General features: G+C 36.2%; 16 protein-coding genes, 1 other RNA gene and 1 pseudogene. 16 read left to right on the forward strand and 2 right to left on the reverse strand.

The annotated features are described in order from the left end of the window. The first annotated feature begins 148 nt into the window (after nucleotides 1–148). The 12 genes from AC0IWE_RS06790 to rnpB all read left to right on the forward strand — a co-directional run bounded on the left by AC0IWE_RS06790 (nucleotide 149) and on the right by rnpB (nucleotide 6,753). Nucleotides 149–433: a hypothetical protein gene (locus AC0IWE_RS06790; protein ID WP_157255496.1), complete on the forward strand. Its 285-nt coding sequence runs from the start codon at nucleotides 149–151 to the stop codon at nucleotides 431–433. A gap of 211 nt (nucleotides 434–644) precedes the next feature. Beyond that, the gene (locus AC0IWE_RS06795) at nucleotides 645–1,280 is read left to right on the forward strand and encodes an MbnP family protein (protein WP_471792481.1); all 636 of its coding nucleotides are present in this window, start codon (nucleotides 645–647) and stop codon (nucleotides 1,278–1,280) included. Nucleotides 1,281–1,444: 164 nt separating this feature from the next. Then, the gene (locus tag AC0IWE_RS06800; RefSeq protein WP_471792482.1) at nucleotides 1,445–1,699 is read left to right on the forward strand and encodes a hypothetical protein; all 255 of its coding nucleotides are present in this window, start codon (nucleotides 1,445–1,447) and stop codon (nucleotides 1,697–1,699) included. Next, the gene (locus AC0IWE_RS06805) at nucleotides 1,620–2,456 is read left to right on the forward strand and encodes a cytochrome-c peroxidase (RefSeq protein WP_471792483.1); all 837 of its coding nucleotides are present in this window, start codon (nucleotides 1,620–1,622) and stop codon (nucleotides 2,454–2,456) included. Before AC0IWE_RS06800 ends, AC0IWE_RS06805 begins: the two co-directional genes overlap by 80 nt. A gap of 41 nt (nucleotides 2,457–2,497) precedes the next feature. After that, entirely contained in the window at nucleotides 2,498–3,397 is a 900-nt protein-coding gene (locus AC0IWE_RS06810; protein ID WP_471792484.1) for a transporter, read from the forward strand. Between the two features lie 10 nt (nucleotides 3,398–3,407). Beyond that, on the forward strand, nucleotides 3,408–3,839 hold the full coding sequence (locus AC0IWE_RS06815) for a hypothetical protein (RefSeq protein ID WP_471792485.1): 432 nt from the start codon (nucleotides 3,408–3,410) through the stop codon (nucleotides 3,837–3,839). Between the two features lie 113 nt (nucleotides 3,840–3,952). Continuing rightward, nucleotides 3,953–4,213: a YHS domain-containing protein gene (locus tag AC0IWE_RS06820; RefSeq protein ID WP_471792486.1), complete on the forward strand. Its 261-nt coding sequence runs from the start codon at nucleotides 3,953–3,955 to the stop codon at nucleotides 4,211–4,213. A 146-nt stretch (nucleotides 4,214–4,359) separates the two neighbouring features. Beyond that, nucleotides 4,360–5,010, forward strand: a complete 651-nt coding sequence (locus tag AC0IWE_RS06825) for an SCO family protein (protein ID WP_471792487.1) — start codon at nucleotides 4,360–4,362, stop codon at nucleotides 5,008–5,010. A gap of 181 nt (nucleotides 5,011–5,191) precedes the next feature. Continuing rightward, on the forward strand, nucleotides 5,192–5,614 hold the full coding sequence (locus AC0IWE_RS06830) for a c-type cytochrome (protein ID WP_471792488.1): 423 nt from the start codon (nucleotides 5,192–5,194) through the stop codon (nucleotides 5,612–5,614). A 23-nt stretch (nucleotides 5,615–5,637) separates the two neighbouring features. Further along, nucleotides 5,638–5,865 (forward strand): UPF0175 family protein, encoded by a 228-nt coding sequence (locus tag AC0IWE_RS06835; RefSeq protein ID WP_055913522.1) that lies wholly within the window; start codon nucleotides 5,638–5,640, stop codon nucleotides 5,863–5,865. After that, nucleotides 5,849–6,307 (forward strand): PIN domain-containing protein, encoded by a 459-nt coding sequence (locus tag AC0IWE_RS06840; protein ID WP_471792489.1) that lies wholly within the window; start codon nucleotides 5,849–5,851, stop codon nucleotides 6,305–6,307. The genes AC0IWE_RS06835 and AC0IWE_RS06840 overlap by 17 nt, the downstream gene beginning before the upstream one ends. A gap of 48 nt (nucleotides 6,308–6,355) precedes the next feature. Continuing rightward, nucleotides 6,356–6,753, forward strand: an RNA gene (rnpB, locus tag AC0IWE_RS06845) — RNase P RNA component class A. Here rnpB and AC0IWE_RS06850 read toward each other — a convergent pair. Continuing rightward, the gene (locus AC0IWE_RS06850; protein ID WP_463495079.1) at nucleotides 6,753–7,631 is read right to left on the reverse strand and encodes a polyphosphate kinase 2 family protein; all 879 of its coding nucleotides are present in this window, start codon (nucleotides 7,629–7,631) and stop codon (nucleotides 6,753–6,755) included. The genes rnpB and AC0IWE_RS06850 overlap by 1 nt on opposite strands. Nucleotides 7,632–7,774: 143 nt before the next feature. Here AC0IWE_RS06850 and AC0IWE_RS06855 point away from each other — a divergent pair, with 143 nt between their 5' ends. Both AC0IWE_RS06855 and AC0IWE_RS06860 read left to right on the forward strand, forming a co-directional pair. Continuing rightward, nucleotides 7,775–10,225 (forward strand): transglycosylase domain-containing protein, encoded by a 2,451-nt coding sequence (locus AC0IWE_RS06855; RefSeq protein ID WP_471792490.1) that lies wholly within the window; start codon nucleotides 7,775–7,777, stop codon nucleotides 10,223–10,225. A 176-nt stretch (nucleotides 10,226–10,401) separates the two neighbouring features. After that, nucleotides 10,402–13,590: pseudogene (locus AC0IWE_RS06860) on the forward strand (TolB family protein). Between the two features lie 198 nt (nucleotides 13,591–13,788). Here the strand turns inward: AC0IWE_RS06860 and AC0IWE_RS06865 are convergent. Continuing rightward, nucleotides 13,789–14,139 carry a GIY-YIG nuclease family protein gene (locus tag AC0IWE_RS06865; protein WP_463495085.1) on the reverse strand — a complete coding sequence of 117 codons (351 nt, stop codon included), beginning with the start codon at nucleotides 14,137–14,139 and terminating at the stop codon, nucleotides 13,789–13,791. 133 nt (nucleotides 14,140–14,272) lie between these two features. On the opposite strand from AC0IWE_RS06865, the gene AC0IWE_RS06870 reads away from it, so the two are divergent. Both AC0IWE_RS06870 and AC0IWE_RS06875 read left to right on the forward strand, forming a co-directional pair. After that, complete coding sequence (locus AC0IWE_RS06870) at nucleotides 14,273–15,049, forward strand: XRE family transcriptional regulator (RefSeq protein ID WP_055913502.1); 777 nt, start codon at nucleotides 14,273–14,275, stop codon at nucleotides 15,047–15,049. Nucleotides 15,050–15,128: 79 nt separating this feature from the next. Next, nucleotides 15,129–15,596, forward strand: a complete 468-nt coding sequence (locus tag AC0IWE_RS06875; RefSeq protein WP_471792491.1) for a hypothetical protein — start codon at nucleotides 15,129–15,131, stop codon at nucleotides 15,594–15,596. Nucleotides 15,597–15,600 lie beyond the last annotated feature (4 nt).

Genomic DNA, 15,600 nt, shown 5'->3' on the forward strand with positions numbered 1-15,600 from the left:
ACACCTTTATATTTTTTCTTTGCTGCAATCAATTTCTTTAATACTTTTGCATCGCAATACCATGTTCAAAAAAATCTTAATATATCTAATCATTACGTGTACCGTGAGCAACGGTTTCATGCAATTGGTTATCTATTCTGGTTATAAGATGAACAAAGAATACATTACAAGTGTATTCTGTATCAATAAAGAACATCCGGAGCTACATTGTGATGGCCAGTGTTTTTTAGCAAAAAAATTAAAAGATCTTGATGGTAAAAATAAACAGGCCCAAGAAAATCTGAAAAGGGTTGCAGAAGCTGAGCCTCAGTTCCAAACTTTAGCCATAAATCACCATCTTTCTTATTTTATTATCACTTCTGAAAATCTTTATATCGAAAAACCTGTTAAAGATCTTTCAATCTCAATTTTTCATCCACCGAAAACGGTTTAAGGCAGTCTTTCTTTTGTGGTTATCACCTTGTTCCAATAAATGGGTATTAGGAGGTATTCATGTATACTATCAACTAGATGCTGAAATAAATTCAGCATGACGACTGTATTAGAATTTCTTTAAATATTTTAATGTTCATTCGCCTCGATTTGTGCCCTCACGAATCATAGCGACTGGCTAATCAATTTTTTACTTATCCAATTTCCTTAAAATGAAAATTTCAACATACTTTTTGGCCTTATTATGCCCTGTTATACTCTTATCTTCTTGCAAAAAAGATGCAGAAGAAGTAACCGCCAATAATAAATCTACTTTCTCTATCGAGTTCGAAAATCAGGTAAACGGAAGTCCGCTGATTTTAAATACTACATCTTACAAAAATGCCAAAGGCGAAGATTTTAAGATTAACGTATTTAAATATTATATAAGCAACATTAAATTAAGCAAAGCAGATGGAACAACCTACCTTATTCCGGAAAGTTATTTCTTGATTGATGCTTCAAAATCAGAATCGACCAATATCACCTTAAATGATGTGCCAACAGGTGATTATACAAAAATAGAATATACAATTGGTGTAGATTACGCACGTAATTTTGCTGGTGCACAAACCGGTGCTTTAGATCCCATCAACGGCATGTTCTGGACATGGAACAGCGGCTATATCTTTGTTAAACTGGAAGGAACTTCGCCGCAATCTACAGCCGACAAAAATTTGCTAACGTTTCACATTGGCGGCGTAACCGATCCAAATAATACGATCAGAACGTTTGCTACAGAAATTAATTCAGCAAATCCACTTCGTGTTGGAGAGCAGATGGCAAACCGAATATGCACTTTATTGTAAATGCAGCTGCATTATTTACCGGTAAAACCGATGTGAGTTTCGCTACTTTTGAATTTTACAATGGGTGGAACAAATTCGGTTATCGTAGCTAATAATTATGCAAATGGTTTATTCCGTTTAGATCATATCCATAACTAATGTTAAGGAAAATAACTGTCTTCGCAATGCTTTTTTTAAGCATTGCGTTGATGTATGCCTGTAGTAAGAATGAAGATGAGGTTGCCCAGGAAGAAAAGAAGATAACCTTTTCCATACCGGCTAACTTTCCTGCTCCTGCATACAATTTCGAAGACAATAAGTTAACCAATGCAGGTTTTGCGCTTGGTAAAAAGCTGTTTTATGAAGCAAGGCTATCGGCCGATAAAAAGTGTTTCGTGCGGAAGCTGCCACCAACAGTTTGCCGGCTTTACACAGCTTGATCATAAGGTAAGCCATGGCGTAAATAACTGCCAGGGTAAGCGCAACACGCCCCCACTTGTTAATTTGGCCTGGCAAAAGGCGTTCTTTTGGGATGGTGGCGTAAAAAACATCGAAACTTCACCATTAAATGCCATTACTGACGCTTGCGAAATGGGTACAGATATACAAACCATTGTTGCATTTCTTAAAAATACGGCACCTTATCCAGATTTATTTAAACAAGCTTTTGGTTCAACGGAAATCAACTCACAGCTCATTTTAAAATCGATTACACAATTTACAGCAGTGTTGGTTTCAGGAAATTCCAAATATGATAAGGTAATGCGTAAAGAAGGCGGCATTTCTTTTACATCTACAGAACTGGCAGGCTACAACCTGTTTAAAGAAAAATGTACTTCCTGCCACGCAGAACCATTTTTTACAGATTTTTCTTACCGGAGCAATGGTTTGGATTTGATAAGTGCAGACGAAGGACGTTCGCATATTACCGGAGTTGCGTCAGATTTTGGAAAGTTCCGCGTACCTACGTTACGCAACATCGAATATACCAGCCCATATATGCACGATGGCCGATTTTACAGCCTGGATGAAGTTCTGGAACATTACAATTCAGGCGTAAAAGCATCAACTAACCTCGATGCCCAACTTAAAAATGGTATCCCTTTAAATACAACTGAAAAAGAACAGATTAAAGCTTTTTTAAAAACATTAACAGACAATGAATTTATCAAAAACACACTATACAGCGAGTCGTAAACTCTTGGTATTAGTTTTCGTACTCATGAGCAGTCAGGTTTTTGCCTGCGATATCTGTGGCTGTTTTATGGGTATTACCCCCTACTACAACCGCAACAGCATCAGCTTATTATACCGTTACCGTTCTTTTAACGGATACGAAGGACAATCACACTCACTATTTCCAAATGGGGGAAGTTTCTTTATTCCTGCCCGAAGTCAGGATGCTCCCAATTACCAATCATGCCGGCAACCCTACCGATTATGAACTTTACAGATCCTTGGAGGTCAGGGGAAAATATTTCATTAACAGCAAACTGGAAATCAATGCCATTTTACCTTATGTTTCCAACAGTGAGCGGTACAATGGCTACACCTCTTCAATTTCGGGCATCGGTGATATCAATTTGTATGCAGGCTACCACCTTGTTCAGAAACTGGAAGATAATTTTAAGCAACAGCTAATTGCCGGGGCCGGAATAAAATTGCCTACTGGTAAAAATGATTTTAAAAATACAGCAGGTATCCGTTATTCATCATTAATGCAGGCAGGAACAGGAAGTACAGATGGTTTTGTTTATCTCAATTACATGGTTGGTTTGGGTAAATTTGGAGCAAGTTTAAATACCTCTTATAAAGTTAATGGAACCAATAGCAGAGATGAGGGCATTGCCAATAGTACAACCAGTTTCCTTAATATTTTTTATACGCAAAGTATTGGTAAGGATGTAAAAATTATGCCATCGGCACAGTTCTTTTATGAATATTCTGGCGGAGAAAAATATAAAGGCCAAAAAACAGGAGAACATGTGATGAATAACCTGATGGGTGGCGTTGGTGTTGATGTTTTTTATAAAAATGTGGCCTTAAATGTTGGGGTACAAAAAAACATTTGGGAGGCAGAAACCGATCACCCGATGAGTGCTGGAAAAGCTTATGTTGGAGTTACCTATAATTTTTAAATCTAGTAATATGAACAGATTAAATGTTGCAATGTTATGCCTGATAACCGTTTTTGTGATTTCGTGCAAAACTGAACCCGATTCAAAGGCTGTACGGCAGGAAGTATTAAATATCCATGATAAGTTGATGATTGATGGTGAAAAAGTAATCAAAAACAAAATGAAGTTGGACGCCTTAATGGTTTCTGACAAAATTAAAAACGCTCCGGATTCAGCCATGCGTAAGCAAGAGATTAATACCTTAATAATTAAACTAAATGCTGCAGATGAAAAAATGATGGATTGGATGCATTTTTTTAAAGATGATTTCAAAGGGAAAACAGCACAGGAAAATCTTGATTATTATAAATCTGAAATGATTAAAATCAGGGCTGTGGAAGACGGTTACATTAAAGTTACCAGAGAATCGGATTCGTTAATAAGGATGTATCAGGTAAAATAAATGGTCAACAATTCGTGTGTTAGAAGACTGGAGTCGAAGTATAGGAAAATAGCGGTTAAACACCCCAACTTTAGTCTTCTAACTACCAGCTTTAAACTTAAAATAAATTCAAAATGAAAAAATCAATCTTAGCAATAATCCTAATTGGATTAACAATAATAGCGGTAAAATCAAATGCAAACTCCGTAAAGGATTTTTCAAAAACAAATTTAACCGATTCAGTAAAAAAGAATTTGGTAGATCCGGTTTGCAAAATGAAAATAAAAGCCAATGCATCAAAAACAACGGTTTACAATCAAGTTACCTATAGTTTCTGTTCAGAAAGCTGTAAGCAAAAGTTTGTGGCTGAGCCGGCAAAGTATGTAAAAAAATAATTAGTCGGAGCTTATCTTCGTCACCCTGATCCGATAGCTATCGGATTTATTTCAGGGTTTTTAATGCCGGATGGATGCTGAAATAAATTCAGTACGAAGATACCTCAAACAAAATACGTTGTATATTTACATTTTAAAATAAAATCATGAATAAAATTACTGCTTACCTGGCTGTCACCCTATCAGCCATTTCCATATTTACAGCTTGTAAACAAGAAAAAAAGCTCCCTTTTTATGGTGAGCGTCATGCAGAAACGGTCAAAGATGCAGCTGGTGTAGAAAAAGTTGATACCGTTTATCAAACCATTCCAGATTGGTCGTTCTTGAATCAAGACAGTATAATCACTACCAATAAAGCTACCGATGGTAAAGTATATGTTGCAGATTTTTTCTTTACTTCCTGCACAACCATCTGCCCTACTATGCACCGCAATTTAATGACGGTTTATAATGAATTTAAAACAAATCCGGATGTGATGTTTGTTTCACATACGATAGATTTTAAATACGACAAACCTCACGTTTTGAAAAAATATGCTCAAAAACTAGGTGTAGATGGACCAAAATGGCAATTTCTTTATGGAAGTAAGGACAGTGTATATACTTTGGCTGAGAAAAATTATTTAGTGGCTGTGGGCGAAGATAGTACTGCTAAAGATGGTTACATCCACCAGGGTTATCTAGTTTTGATCGACAAAGACAGACGTATCCGTGGTGCATACGACGGAACGAAAGAAGAACAGGTAGAACAATTAAAAAAGGATATTCCTGTTTTATTGGCTGAATATAAAAAGTAAAATTATTAGCCACGAAAACACCGATTTACACGGAATAAAAAATTGTTATTTAAGAAAATTAAGTGTCTTCACGACAAAATAAGCTATTTCCTTTTTACCACAGCTATGTAGGATGAACACAGATAAGCAACAAAATCTGTGTTTATCTTTCTTTATCGGTGGTTAATTATAAAAAAACATTATGCGCAAGTACATCATCAACGCTTTATTTTTACTTTCACTTATCGCCATTATTGTTTCTTGCCAAAACCAGGAAACTATTGATCTTCAGAATTATATGTCTAATGGTAAAGATATTTATAAAGCTAAATGTCAGAACTGCCATGGTGAAAATGGAGAAGGATTAGGTCAGCTTGCGCCCCCACTCACTGATTCGGTATTTTTAAAGGCAAATAAAACCCGATTGGCCTGTTTCATTAAAAATGGTGCAAACGAATCATTGATTATTCATGGTAAAGAATACAAGGAAAAAATGCCGGCTTTCCCCGAACTTGCCGATATTGATGTGGCACAGGTTATGGTATTCATAACCAATTCATTTGGAAATAAACAGGGTTTTATTCCTTATTCAAAGGTATCACAAGATTTGCAGAATTGTAAATAAATATAATTTCGTATATTTAAACTATGACAACGATAACCCTACAAGTTCCAGATAGCTTAGGCGAACATGAGCATGATACCGTGCGGTTTATCGCAGCAAAGTTATATGAATCTGGAAAATTATCTTTAGGTCAAGCAGCATCTATGGTGGGCCTATCTAAACGTACTTTTTCTGATTTGCTTTCTAATTATGGTGTTTCAATACTTAACTATCCCGTTTCAGAAATGTTAAGTGATGCAGAAAAAATATGAGCTAGTAATTGCTGATACCAGTTGCTTCATTCTTCTGGAAAAAGTTGGAGAACTCGGCCTTTTAAAATTACTTTTCTCAAAAATTATTACTACAACAACCATTGCTTCTGAATTTGGGTCTCCCTTACCTAAGTGGATTGAGATCAGAACGCCAAAGAACATTTCATTTCAAAATTCTCTCGATATTGATGCTGGTGAAGCAAGTGCTATTGCATTAGCTATGGAATCAAAAAACACACTTCTTATTTTAGATGATAACAAAGGTAGAAAAGCAGCTGAGCGGTTTAATCTTGTTTATACAGGCACCTTAGGCATCATTCTGAAAGCAAAAAATTACGGACTTATCACTTCAGTTAAACCTATTTTTCAAAAAATACAACAAACAAATTTTAGATTTTCTAAAAAAGTGCTTGATGAAATATATTTACTGGCAAATGAATAGTACAATGCAAATTCGCATAATATGAATAAAAAACCCATCTTTGCGCAAAATGCAGGTTGTTCTATCGCTGTTCCGGATAAAACCGGAAGAGAGGAAAGTCCGGGCAACGCAGGGCATCCCGCTTTCTAACGGAAAGGGATTTAGGAATGAAAACTTGAATTACGGATTAGTGCAACAGAAAATATACCGCCCCGACTTTGTCGGAGTAAGGGTGAAAACGTGCGGTAAGAGCGCACGAGCATTACAGGCGACTGTAGTGGTTTGTAAACCCCGGGAGTTGAAAGACCAAATAGGCTAACATCCCGACTTTACGTCGGGATAAAGGGCTGCCCGTCCGATGTTAGTGGGTAGGTCGTTAGAGATAAACGGCAACGTTTATAGTGGATAAATGATAGAAATCCTGAGCAATCAGGAAACAGAACCCGGCTTATAGACCTGCATTTTTTTATTCATTCAATAAGATCGTTTTTGTTTCGTTGAGCTTTGCAACTTCTTCTTCGCCCAATACGGGAAACTTAAGGTCTAAACTTTTTAATTTATCTACAATTATTTCACTGATTGCCAACCTTGCAAACCATTTTTTATCAGCAGGTATAATATGCCATGGTGAATCTTCGGTACTGGTTTCGTTAATGGCATCTTCGTAAGCGTTCATGTATTTATCCCATAGCGCCCTTTCTTTAATGTCGCCTGATGAAAATTTCCAGTTTTTAGTGGGGTCGTCAATCCGGTCTAAAAAACGCTGCTTTTGTTCATCTTTACCCACATTCAGGAAAAACTTTAGAATTACAGTTCCATTTGCTGTTAAATGCTCTTCAAAGTTTCTTACACTCTTGTAACGTTGCTGCCAAAAATTTTTATTAATCTTTTTTACGTCTGCAAAACCAGGGATATTTTCACTTAAAATATATTCTGGGTGTACTTTACAAACCAACACGTTTTCATAATGAGAACGGTTATGAATTCCAATGCGCCCACGCTCCGGCAAAGCCTTATAATGTCTCCATAAAAAATCATGTTCATATTCTTCGGAAGTTGGTACCTTAAAACTGTATACCTGGCATCCCTGAGGATTTAAACCACTCATAACGTGTTCTATTGCACTATCTTTCCCTGCGGCATCCATCGCCTGAAAAATTATCAGAACTGAATGTTTGCCAGATGCGTATAATCTTTCCTGCAAGTGGTTAAGCTCTATTTTAGAATTTACCAATGCATCCTTGGCTTTTTCCTTATTGTAGCCTCCGGTAAAATCTGTTTTATGGTTTTTTAATGAAAATTTCTTCTCGCCCTGTACAATTAGTCCCTTAAATTCGTTTTTCATAATCGTGTATTATATTAGCTAAATTGATGCATCTGTAATTTAAATATAGAACTAAAAAATAAGTAAATTAAATACGTTAATTTGCATATAGAGTTTTTTATATTTAACGCCACAGCTTTTACCTAAAGATCATCTTATTCAATATGTTTAAAGAGATAAAAAACAAGTACTTACGTTATCCTACAATTGTTTTATTTTTTATAATAATTTTCTTTTCAGCACTACAATTAAACTTTTTATGGTTATTTGGTTACTCACCAAGTGTTCATGATATTAAAGCTCCTACCCTTCGCGTTGGCTCTGAGCTCTACACTGCAGATGGAAAACTGATCGGCAGGTACTTCAAAGAGAACAGAACACCTATCAATTATGAAGAAATTGCGCCTAGTGTAATACAGGCTTTGGTAGCAACAGAAGATGTTCGTTTTTATAAACATTGGGGTATTGATGTACAAGCTGTAGGCCGTGCGGTTGTGGGTTTTGGAAAAGATGGCGGGGCCAGTACCATTACACAACAATTGGCCAAAAACCTTTACCGCACAAGGTATAATAAATCTCAGGGCTTATTAATTAAAATCCCTCTGGTAAGAACATTGATCGTAAAATTAAAAGAATGGCAAACCGCAGTAAAGTTAGAGTCTAACTATTCTAAAAATGAGATCATTACAATGTACCTCAATACCGTTTCTTTTGGTAACAATACCTATGGGATTAAAACCGCTAGTCGCATTTATTTTGATAAAGAAGCAAAAGATTTATCTACTACTGATGCTGCAATGCTTGTAGGAATGCTTAAAGGCACAACCTTATATAACCCGACTAAAAATCCTGCTAAAGCATTAGAAAGAAGAAATGTGGTGCTTGCGCAAATGAACAAATATAAGTACCTGAGTAAAGATAGTTTAACTGAATTATCAAAAGAACCGATTAAATTAAAAGAAGGTAAAGTACAGGACGGTAGTGATGGCGATTCCTATTTACGTGCTGCTGTAGCCAAATATCTTGAAAAATGGTGCACGGATAATGGCTATGACCTTTACGAAGATGGACTTAAAATTTATACCACTATTGATTCCAGACTTCAGGGGTATGCAGAGGAAGCTGTTGCAGATCAAATGAGAATTTTGCAACGCAGGTTTTATAGTGTTTGGGGCAATGAAGATCCATGGTACGATTCGGAAAAGCAAAAAGTTGATTATCCGGACAGAGCAATGAAAAACCTGCCTATTTATGCCCTTTTACAAAAGAAATTCCCAAATAATCCAGATTCTGTTAAAGCCTATTTCAATAAAAAGAAAAGGATGCAGATTTTCACTTACAAAGGTGACCGTGACACCTCATTTTCGACTTTAGATTCTATCCGTTATTACGGAAAAATCATGAATACAGGGATGATGACCATGGAACCAGCCAGTGGAAAAATCAAGGTTTGGGTGGGTGGCATCGACCATAAATTTTTTAAATACGATCACGTTAATCAATCTAAGCGTCAAGCCGGATCTACATTTAAACCTTTTGCTTATTTAACAGCACTAGAGCAAGGCATGAGCCCATGTGATAAATTCACAGATAAACCTGTGAAAATAGCCTATCAGGATAAAGGCGAAACCAAATATTGGGAACCTAAAAATGCTGATTACAGTGTTTCGTACCGCGAAATGAGCCTGCGTTGGGCCATGGCAAAATCAGTGAATACCATTACTGCTCAGGTTACCGAAAAAGTAGGCTGGGATAATGTGGTAAAATCTGCACACGAATGTGGTATTGACAGTCATTTAGAGTCTGTTCCGTCAGTAAGTTTAGGTTCTAATGATGTTACCGTATACGAAATGGTGAAAGCTTATGCCACCTTCATGAATAAGGGCATTAAAACTGATCCAATTTTGGTGGAAAAAATTACCGATCAAGACAATAAAATAATTGATGAGTTTAAGCCAAAAACAAAAAGGGTTTTAACCGAAGAAATTGCCTGGTTAATGACATATATGTTCCGTGGTGGTATGGAAGAACCCGGAGGAACATCGCAAGCCTTGTGGGAATGGCCAAACCTATTTAAGAAGAACAACCAGATTGGCGGTAAAACAGGTACATCTTCTGATTATGTTGATGCCTGGTACATGGGATTAACGAAAGACCTTGTTACAGGTGTTTGGGTGGGCTGTGATGAGCGGACAGCGCACTTTAAAAATGGCGAACAAGGTGAAGGTTCAAGAACGGCATTGCCCATTTTTGCTAAATTTATGGAGAAGGTTTATCTTGATCCTAAATCAGGATACACTTATGGTGCTTTTCCAAAAGCAACTGTTGATATTACTAGAACTTACAATTGCCCTAGTCCTCAAATTATAAGGGATACTACATCAACAGATAGTGCTGTTGTCGATTCTACAGAATTCACAGTACCGGAAGTACCTGCAACAGAAGTTCCTGTAACAGTTGAGCCGGAAGTTAAAAAGGATGAAAAGAAAACAGATCCTGCACAAACCACGCCCGCAACTACTGTACCACTGACCAGAAAAGAAGAAAGAGAATTGAGAAGAAAACAGCGCCAGGAAGAAAAGGAAAAGAAAAAGAACGAAAATAATCAACAATAAGACGTTATTTCTGAATAAATGGCTCAGATCCATTGCATATCTGAGTTTAATGATAGAAAACTTTGTAAAAGTGTTAAAATTTCAATAGTATTTTAAACTATTGCTATTTTTAGTTTCTGAATCTTTCACTATTTAATTTTCGTAAATTACTGAATATCAATACTAAAACCAAACATATGAAAATAGGCTCTACTTTATTAAAGCGATACTTTTCTCTATTACTCCTGCTTATTCTTTCCTTTTCGGTTAAAGCTCAATATTTCGGACAAAATAAAGTGAGATACAAAACACTTGATTTTAAAGTTTTGCAAACTCCCCATTTTGAAATATACTATTACATCAAAAATGAAAAACTTTTAAAACGCTTCTCTCAAGATGCAGAAACCTGGTATAAAATGCATCAGGAAGTTTTTAGAGATACTTTTTTAAAGAAAAATCCTATTATTTTATACAATAACCATCCTGATTTTCAGCAAACAACTGTTTTAAACGGAGAAATAGGAATCGGCACAGGTGGGGTTACCGAAGCATTGAAAAACAGGGTTATTATGCCGGTGATGGAACTTAACAGCCAAACCAGGCACGTTTTAGGCCATGAGCTTGTACATGCTTTTCAATACCATCTGCTGCTTGAAAAAGATTCTATTAGCCTTGAAAATGTAGGTCAAACTCCGCTATGGATGGTTGAAGGGATGGCCGAATATTTATCCATAGGAAAAAAAGATGCATTTACTTCCATGTGGATGCGTGATGCCATGTTAAACCGCGATATTCCTTCATTAAAAGATTTAACCAATTCCAACAAATATTTTCCTTACCGTTACGGACAAGCATTTTGGACATATATAGGTTCGCAATATGGAGATACAACCATTGTACCATTATTTAAAAACACCGCAAAATACGGTTACGAAAATGCGATCAGATATACTTTTGGTTATGATGACAAAACACTTTCAGGACTTTGGAAAAATTCAATAGATGCGCACTATAAACCAATGTTGAAGGCCGATAGTTCGCAGATTAAAATTACAGGTACAAAAATTATCGATAATAAAAATGCGGGGAATATGAATGTTGCCCTGGCGTTAAGTCCTGATGGGAAATATTTGGCCTTTATGTCTGAAAAAGATTTATTTGGCATAGATTTATTTCTGGCAGATGCAAAAACCGGGCGGATTATCAGAAAGTTAAGTAGTCAGATTTCCAATGGTCACATTGATGATTTTAACTTTATCGAATCAGCAGGAGCTTGGTCGCCAGACAGTAAACAATTTGCATTTAGTATTTTCAGTCATGGTAAAAACCAGATGATGATTATTAATGTTGCAAACGGCTCTCACTGTTTCGCAAACAGCAATGGATCAGGTGCAGCAGTTTGGTAATTTAACCTGGTCGCCAAATGGAAAAGATGTTGCCTTTTCGGGTATGGTTGAGGGACAAAGTGATATCTTCTCTTACAACTTGGATACCAAAGTGGTAACACAAATTACCAATGATGTATATTCGGACTATGCACCGAATTATTCTCCAGATGGCAAAAAACTGGTATTCTCTTCAGATAGAGCTGCCATTCAGGCAAATGTTGTAAATGCGGTTTTGCCGATTAATTTGGCCGTTTACGATATTGCTTCCAAAACGGTAAGTAATCTTAATGTTTTTCCGGGTGCCAATAACCTTAATGCCCAGTTTTCTGCTAACAGTCAAAATATTTATTTCCTCTCTAACAGGGATGGTTTCAGAAATTTATATAAATACAATTTTGAAGACAATTCAGTTGATCAGTTAACGGATTATTTTACAGGGATAAGCGGAATTACTGAATTTTCACCTGCAATATCTGTATCCACCACAGATGAAATTGTATACAGCTACTACCGCTACCAGCGTTACACTTTGTACAACGCTAAATTGAGCAGTTTTAAAGCAAAGCGGATTGGCAATCAAGAAGAAAACTTTGATGCAGCTATCCTCCTCCTATGGAAAATATTGGAGTTAATATCATCAATTCCAATCTAAATAATTTCGACCGTTTCGAAAAAACTGTGGCAGATTCAATGAAAACGGTTCCTTATAAACCAAAATTCAGATTGGATTATTTAGCAAACAGCGGTGTTGGTGTATCAACAAGTAGATTTGGAACAGGGGTATCAGGCGGTATTGTGGGCATGTTTAGCGATATATTAGGTACCAATCAGATTATTGCCAATATATCTGTAAATGGCGAGATTTATGATGCTGGTGGTTTGGTAGGTTATATCAACCAAAAAAGTAGAATAAACTGGGGAGCGGCAATTTCGCATATACCCTATGTATCGGGCTTTAGATCTTATGGATATGAGAATATTCCAGTAGGGAAAGATAAAGATGGGAATGATCAAACCATTAATGCCTTGGCAGATAGAACTGATATTATCAGAACGTTTGAAGATCAGATTCAGGTTTTCGGCGCATACCCATTCAGCAAAATACATAGATTTGAATTGGGTGGGTCCTTTTCTCATTACAGCTATCGCATTGACAGATATAGCAATTATTATAACTCAGCCGGAAATTTCATTGGACAAGATAAAACAAGAATCTCTAATGATGTTGCTTCTCAGGATTATGGCATTCCATTTAATTCCTTCACGCTTTATCAATTAAATGCTGGTTTTGTTGGTGATAACTCAATTTTCGGATTAACAGGTCCGCTTGATGGTTTTAGGTATCGTGTAAGCGGAGAAAAATATTTTGGAACCTATAATTTTGCCGGAGTAACTGCCGACCTTCGCAAATATTGGCGCGCAAAGCCAGTAACTTTTGCGGTTAGAAGTTACAATACTTTAAGGATTGGTAAAGATGCAGACAGGCTCTATCCATTGTATGTTGGTTATCCTTATTTAATAAGGGGTTATGAATCCAATTCTATTTACAAGAGTACTTCAGCTCAATCTTCGGAATCTTTTGATATTAACCAGTTAACAGGAAGTAAAATTGCAGTTTTTAATTTTGAAGTACGTTTACCATTTACAGGTCCGAAAAAATTAGCCGCTATTCCTTCTAAATTTCTGTTTTCTGATTTAAATCTATTCTTTGATGCAGGTTTAGCCTGGACAAATGATACGAAGGTAAAATTTAAAAGTGAGCCAACTTATACCACTTTACCTTTATTGGATAATAATGGGGCACCTGTGCTGGATGATAAGCAAAAGCCTGTTACCTATCAATCTACAACTGAGCGTGTGCCGGCAATGAGCGTTGGTATATCGTTGCGTGTAAATGTTTTCGGTTATTTCGTACTCGAACCTTATTATGCCATTCCGTTTCAGCGTAAAGATGTTAAAACCGGAGTATTTGGTTTAACTTTTGCACCCGGATGGTAGGGTTACGAGTTAAAATAGAGAATGATGGAATGAGAGAATTATTCAATATTTAACGTAAGAATAATTAAATAACAAAACAAATATAAAGCTAAAGATTGCTTGAATGATTGGAAAACTATTCTGATCATTCAAGCATTTTTTTTTATAAGCCTAAATTTCATTCGTATTTTTATTAAGTATCTATACCTTAAAACCTGGTTAAGATAAACTGGAAAATGAGAGTTTAACCTGATTGGTAATATTTCTTTCTAAAAGAATATTTTCAAAATCAAGACCAATTGTTAAATCAATCCAATCTGGATTACAAGATCTAACCAAGCGCTCTTTTTGCATACGGGTAAACCTGCTAATTGTTTTGAATCGGCCTAATGCCTGTGCTTCCGTTTTAAACTCTTCAAAATAAACCAACCGCGTTAATTGCTGCCCGCTATCGAAAAATAAGTTTGGCATCTGTTTGTAGAAATCCAGCGTCTTAATCAAATCTGAGCTCATGCCCACGTGCATACTTGTACGATTTCTGTCGGTAACGATATAAACAAACTTTTTCATGATCCTGTGTTTAAAAATTAAAACTAAACTATTTAGTATACCCTCTTGCAAATCAAAATAATATTACTAACTTTATGAGCATAAAATTACTAACTATTTTAGTAATTCCAAATTTATTTTAAAATTTATTTTTATGTCAAATATTTCAAATAATTTAAAGTACCTCAGGAAGAAAAAAGGCCATACACAGCAGAATTTCGCTGATATTATGGAAATCAAAAGATCGCTGATTGGCGCTTATGAGGAAGACCGGGCAGAACCGAAGTATGATTTACTAAAAAAAATAGCAGAATACTTCGACCTGACCATCGATGAATTTATTAATGAGAAGATATCTGACAGCTGGAAACCGAAGCCGAAAAGCCAGGGATCTAACCTAAGGGTGCTTAGCATTTCTGTAGATCAAAATGATCGTGAGAACATCGAATTGGTTCCGGTTAAAGCAAGTGCTGGTTATTTAAATGGTTTTTCAGACCCACAATATATTAGTGATCTTCCAAAATTTCAGCTTCCTCTTGCTGCCTTAAGGCAGGGTACATTTAGGGCATTTGAAATTATGGGCGATAGTATGTTACCCGTTCAGCCAGGTAGCGTAATTATTGGCGAGTATTTAGACAATTGGAACGAAGTAAAAACCGGAGAAACGTATATCGTAATCAGTAAAAATGAAGGCGTTGTTTATAAAAGGGCTGGCAACCGTTTCAGAGAAAATAAAGATTTGAAATTAATATCTGATAATAAGGTATACGATGCCTATACAATTGCTGCAGAAGATATTTTGGAAATCTGGAAAGCTAAAGCGTATATCTCTACCTCATTACCAGAACCTGCACCAGACCCTACCATGGAAACATTAACACAGATGATGGCCCAAATGCAGAAATCAATTTCGCAATTAAATAAAAATTAACAATTTTTAACAACAGCCGATTAAACCGTTTGCGTTTTTATGTATCTATTGAATTAACAAACACATAAAAAAACAGAACATGAAAAAGGCAATTTTAACAATAGCAATTGCAGTAATGGGATTAACCGCTGCATTTGCTCAAGACACTACAAAGCGTGCAAGACGGGCAATGCCTAAAATGACCGCAGAACAGAGGGCTGAAAAAGTAACCGCCAAACTGGAGAAAGAATTAAGCCTTACAGCTGATCAGAAAACCAAAATTTATGCCATTCAATTAGACAATGCAAAAAAAATGGAGACTTGGAGAACTGCTGATCAAGGTGATATTAAAGGTAAAATGAAAGAGCGTAAAGCGGCCATGGATGAGCAAAAAACTAAAATTGATGCTGTTTTAACCGCCGATCAAAAAACAAAGCTGGATGCTTTTCGTGCAGAAGCCAAAGAAAAAGGTGAAAAAATGAGAAAAGGAATGGGCGGAAGAGGCAGAAAAGATAAAGCCCCGTGGTTTCAAATCCACCTGCACAAGGATAAATTGAGTAAACAGTAATTAA

It is taken from the genome of Pedobacter sp. AC402 (assembly GCF_979252805.1).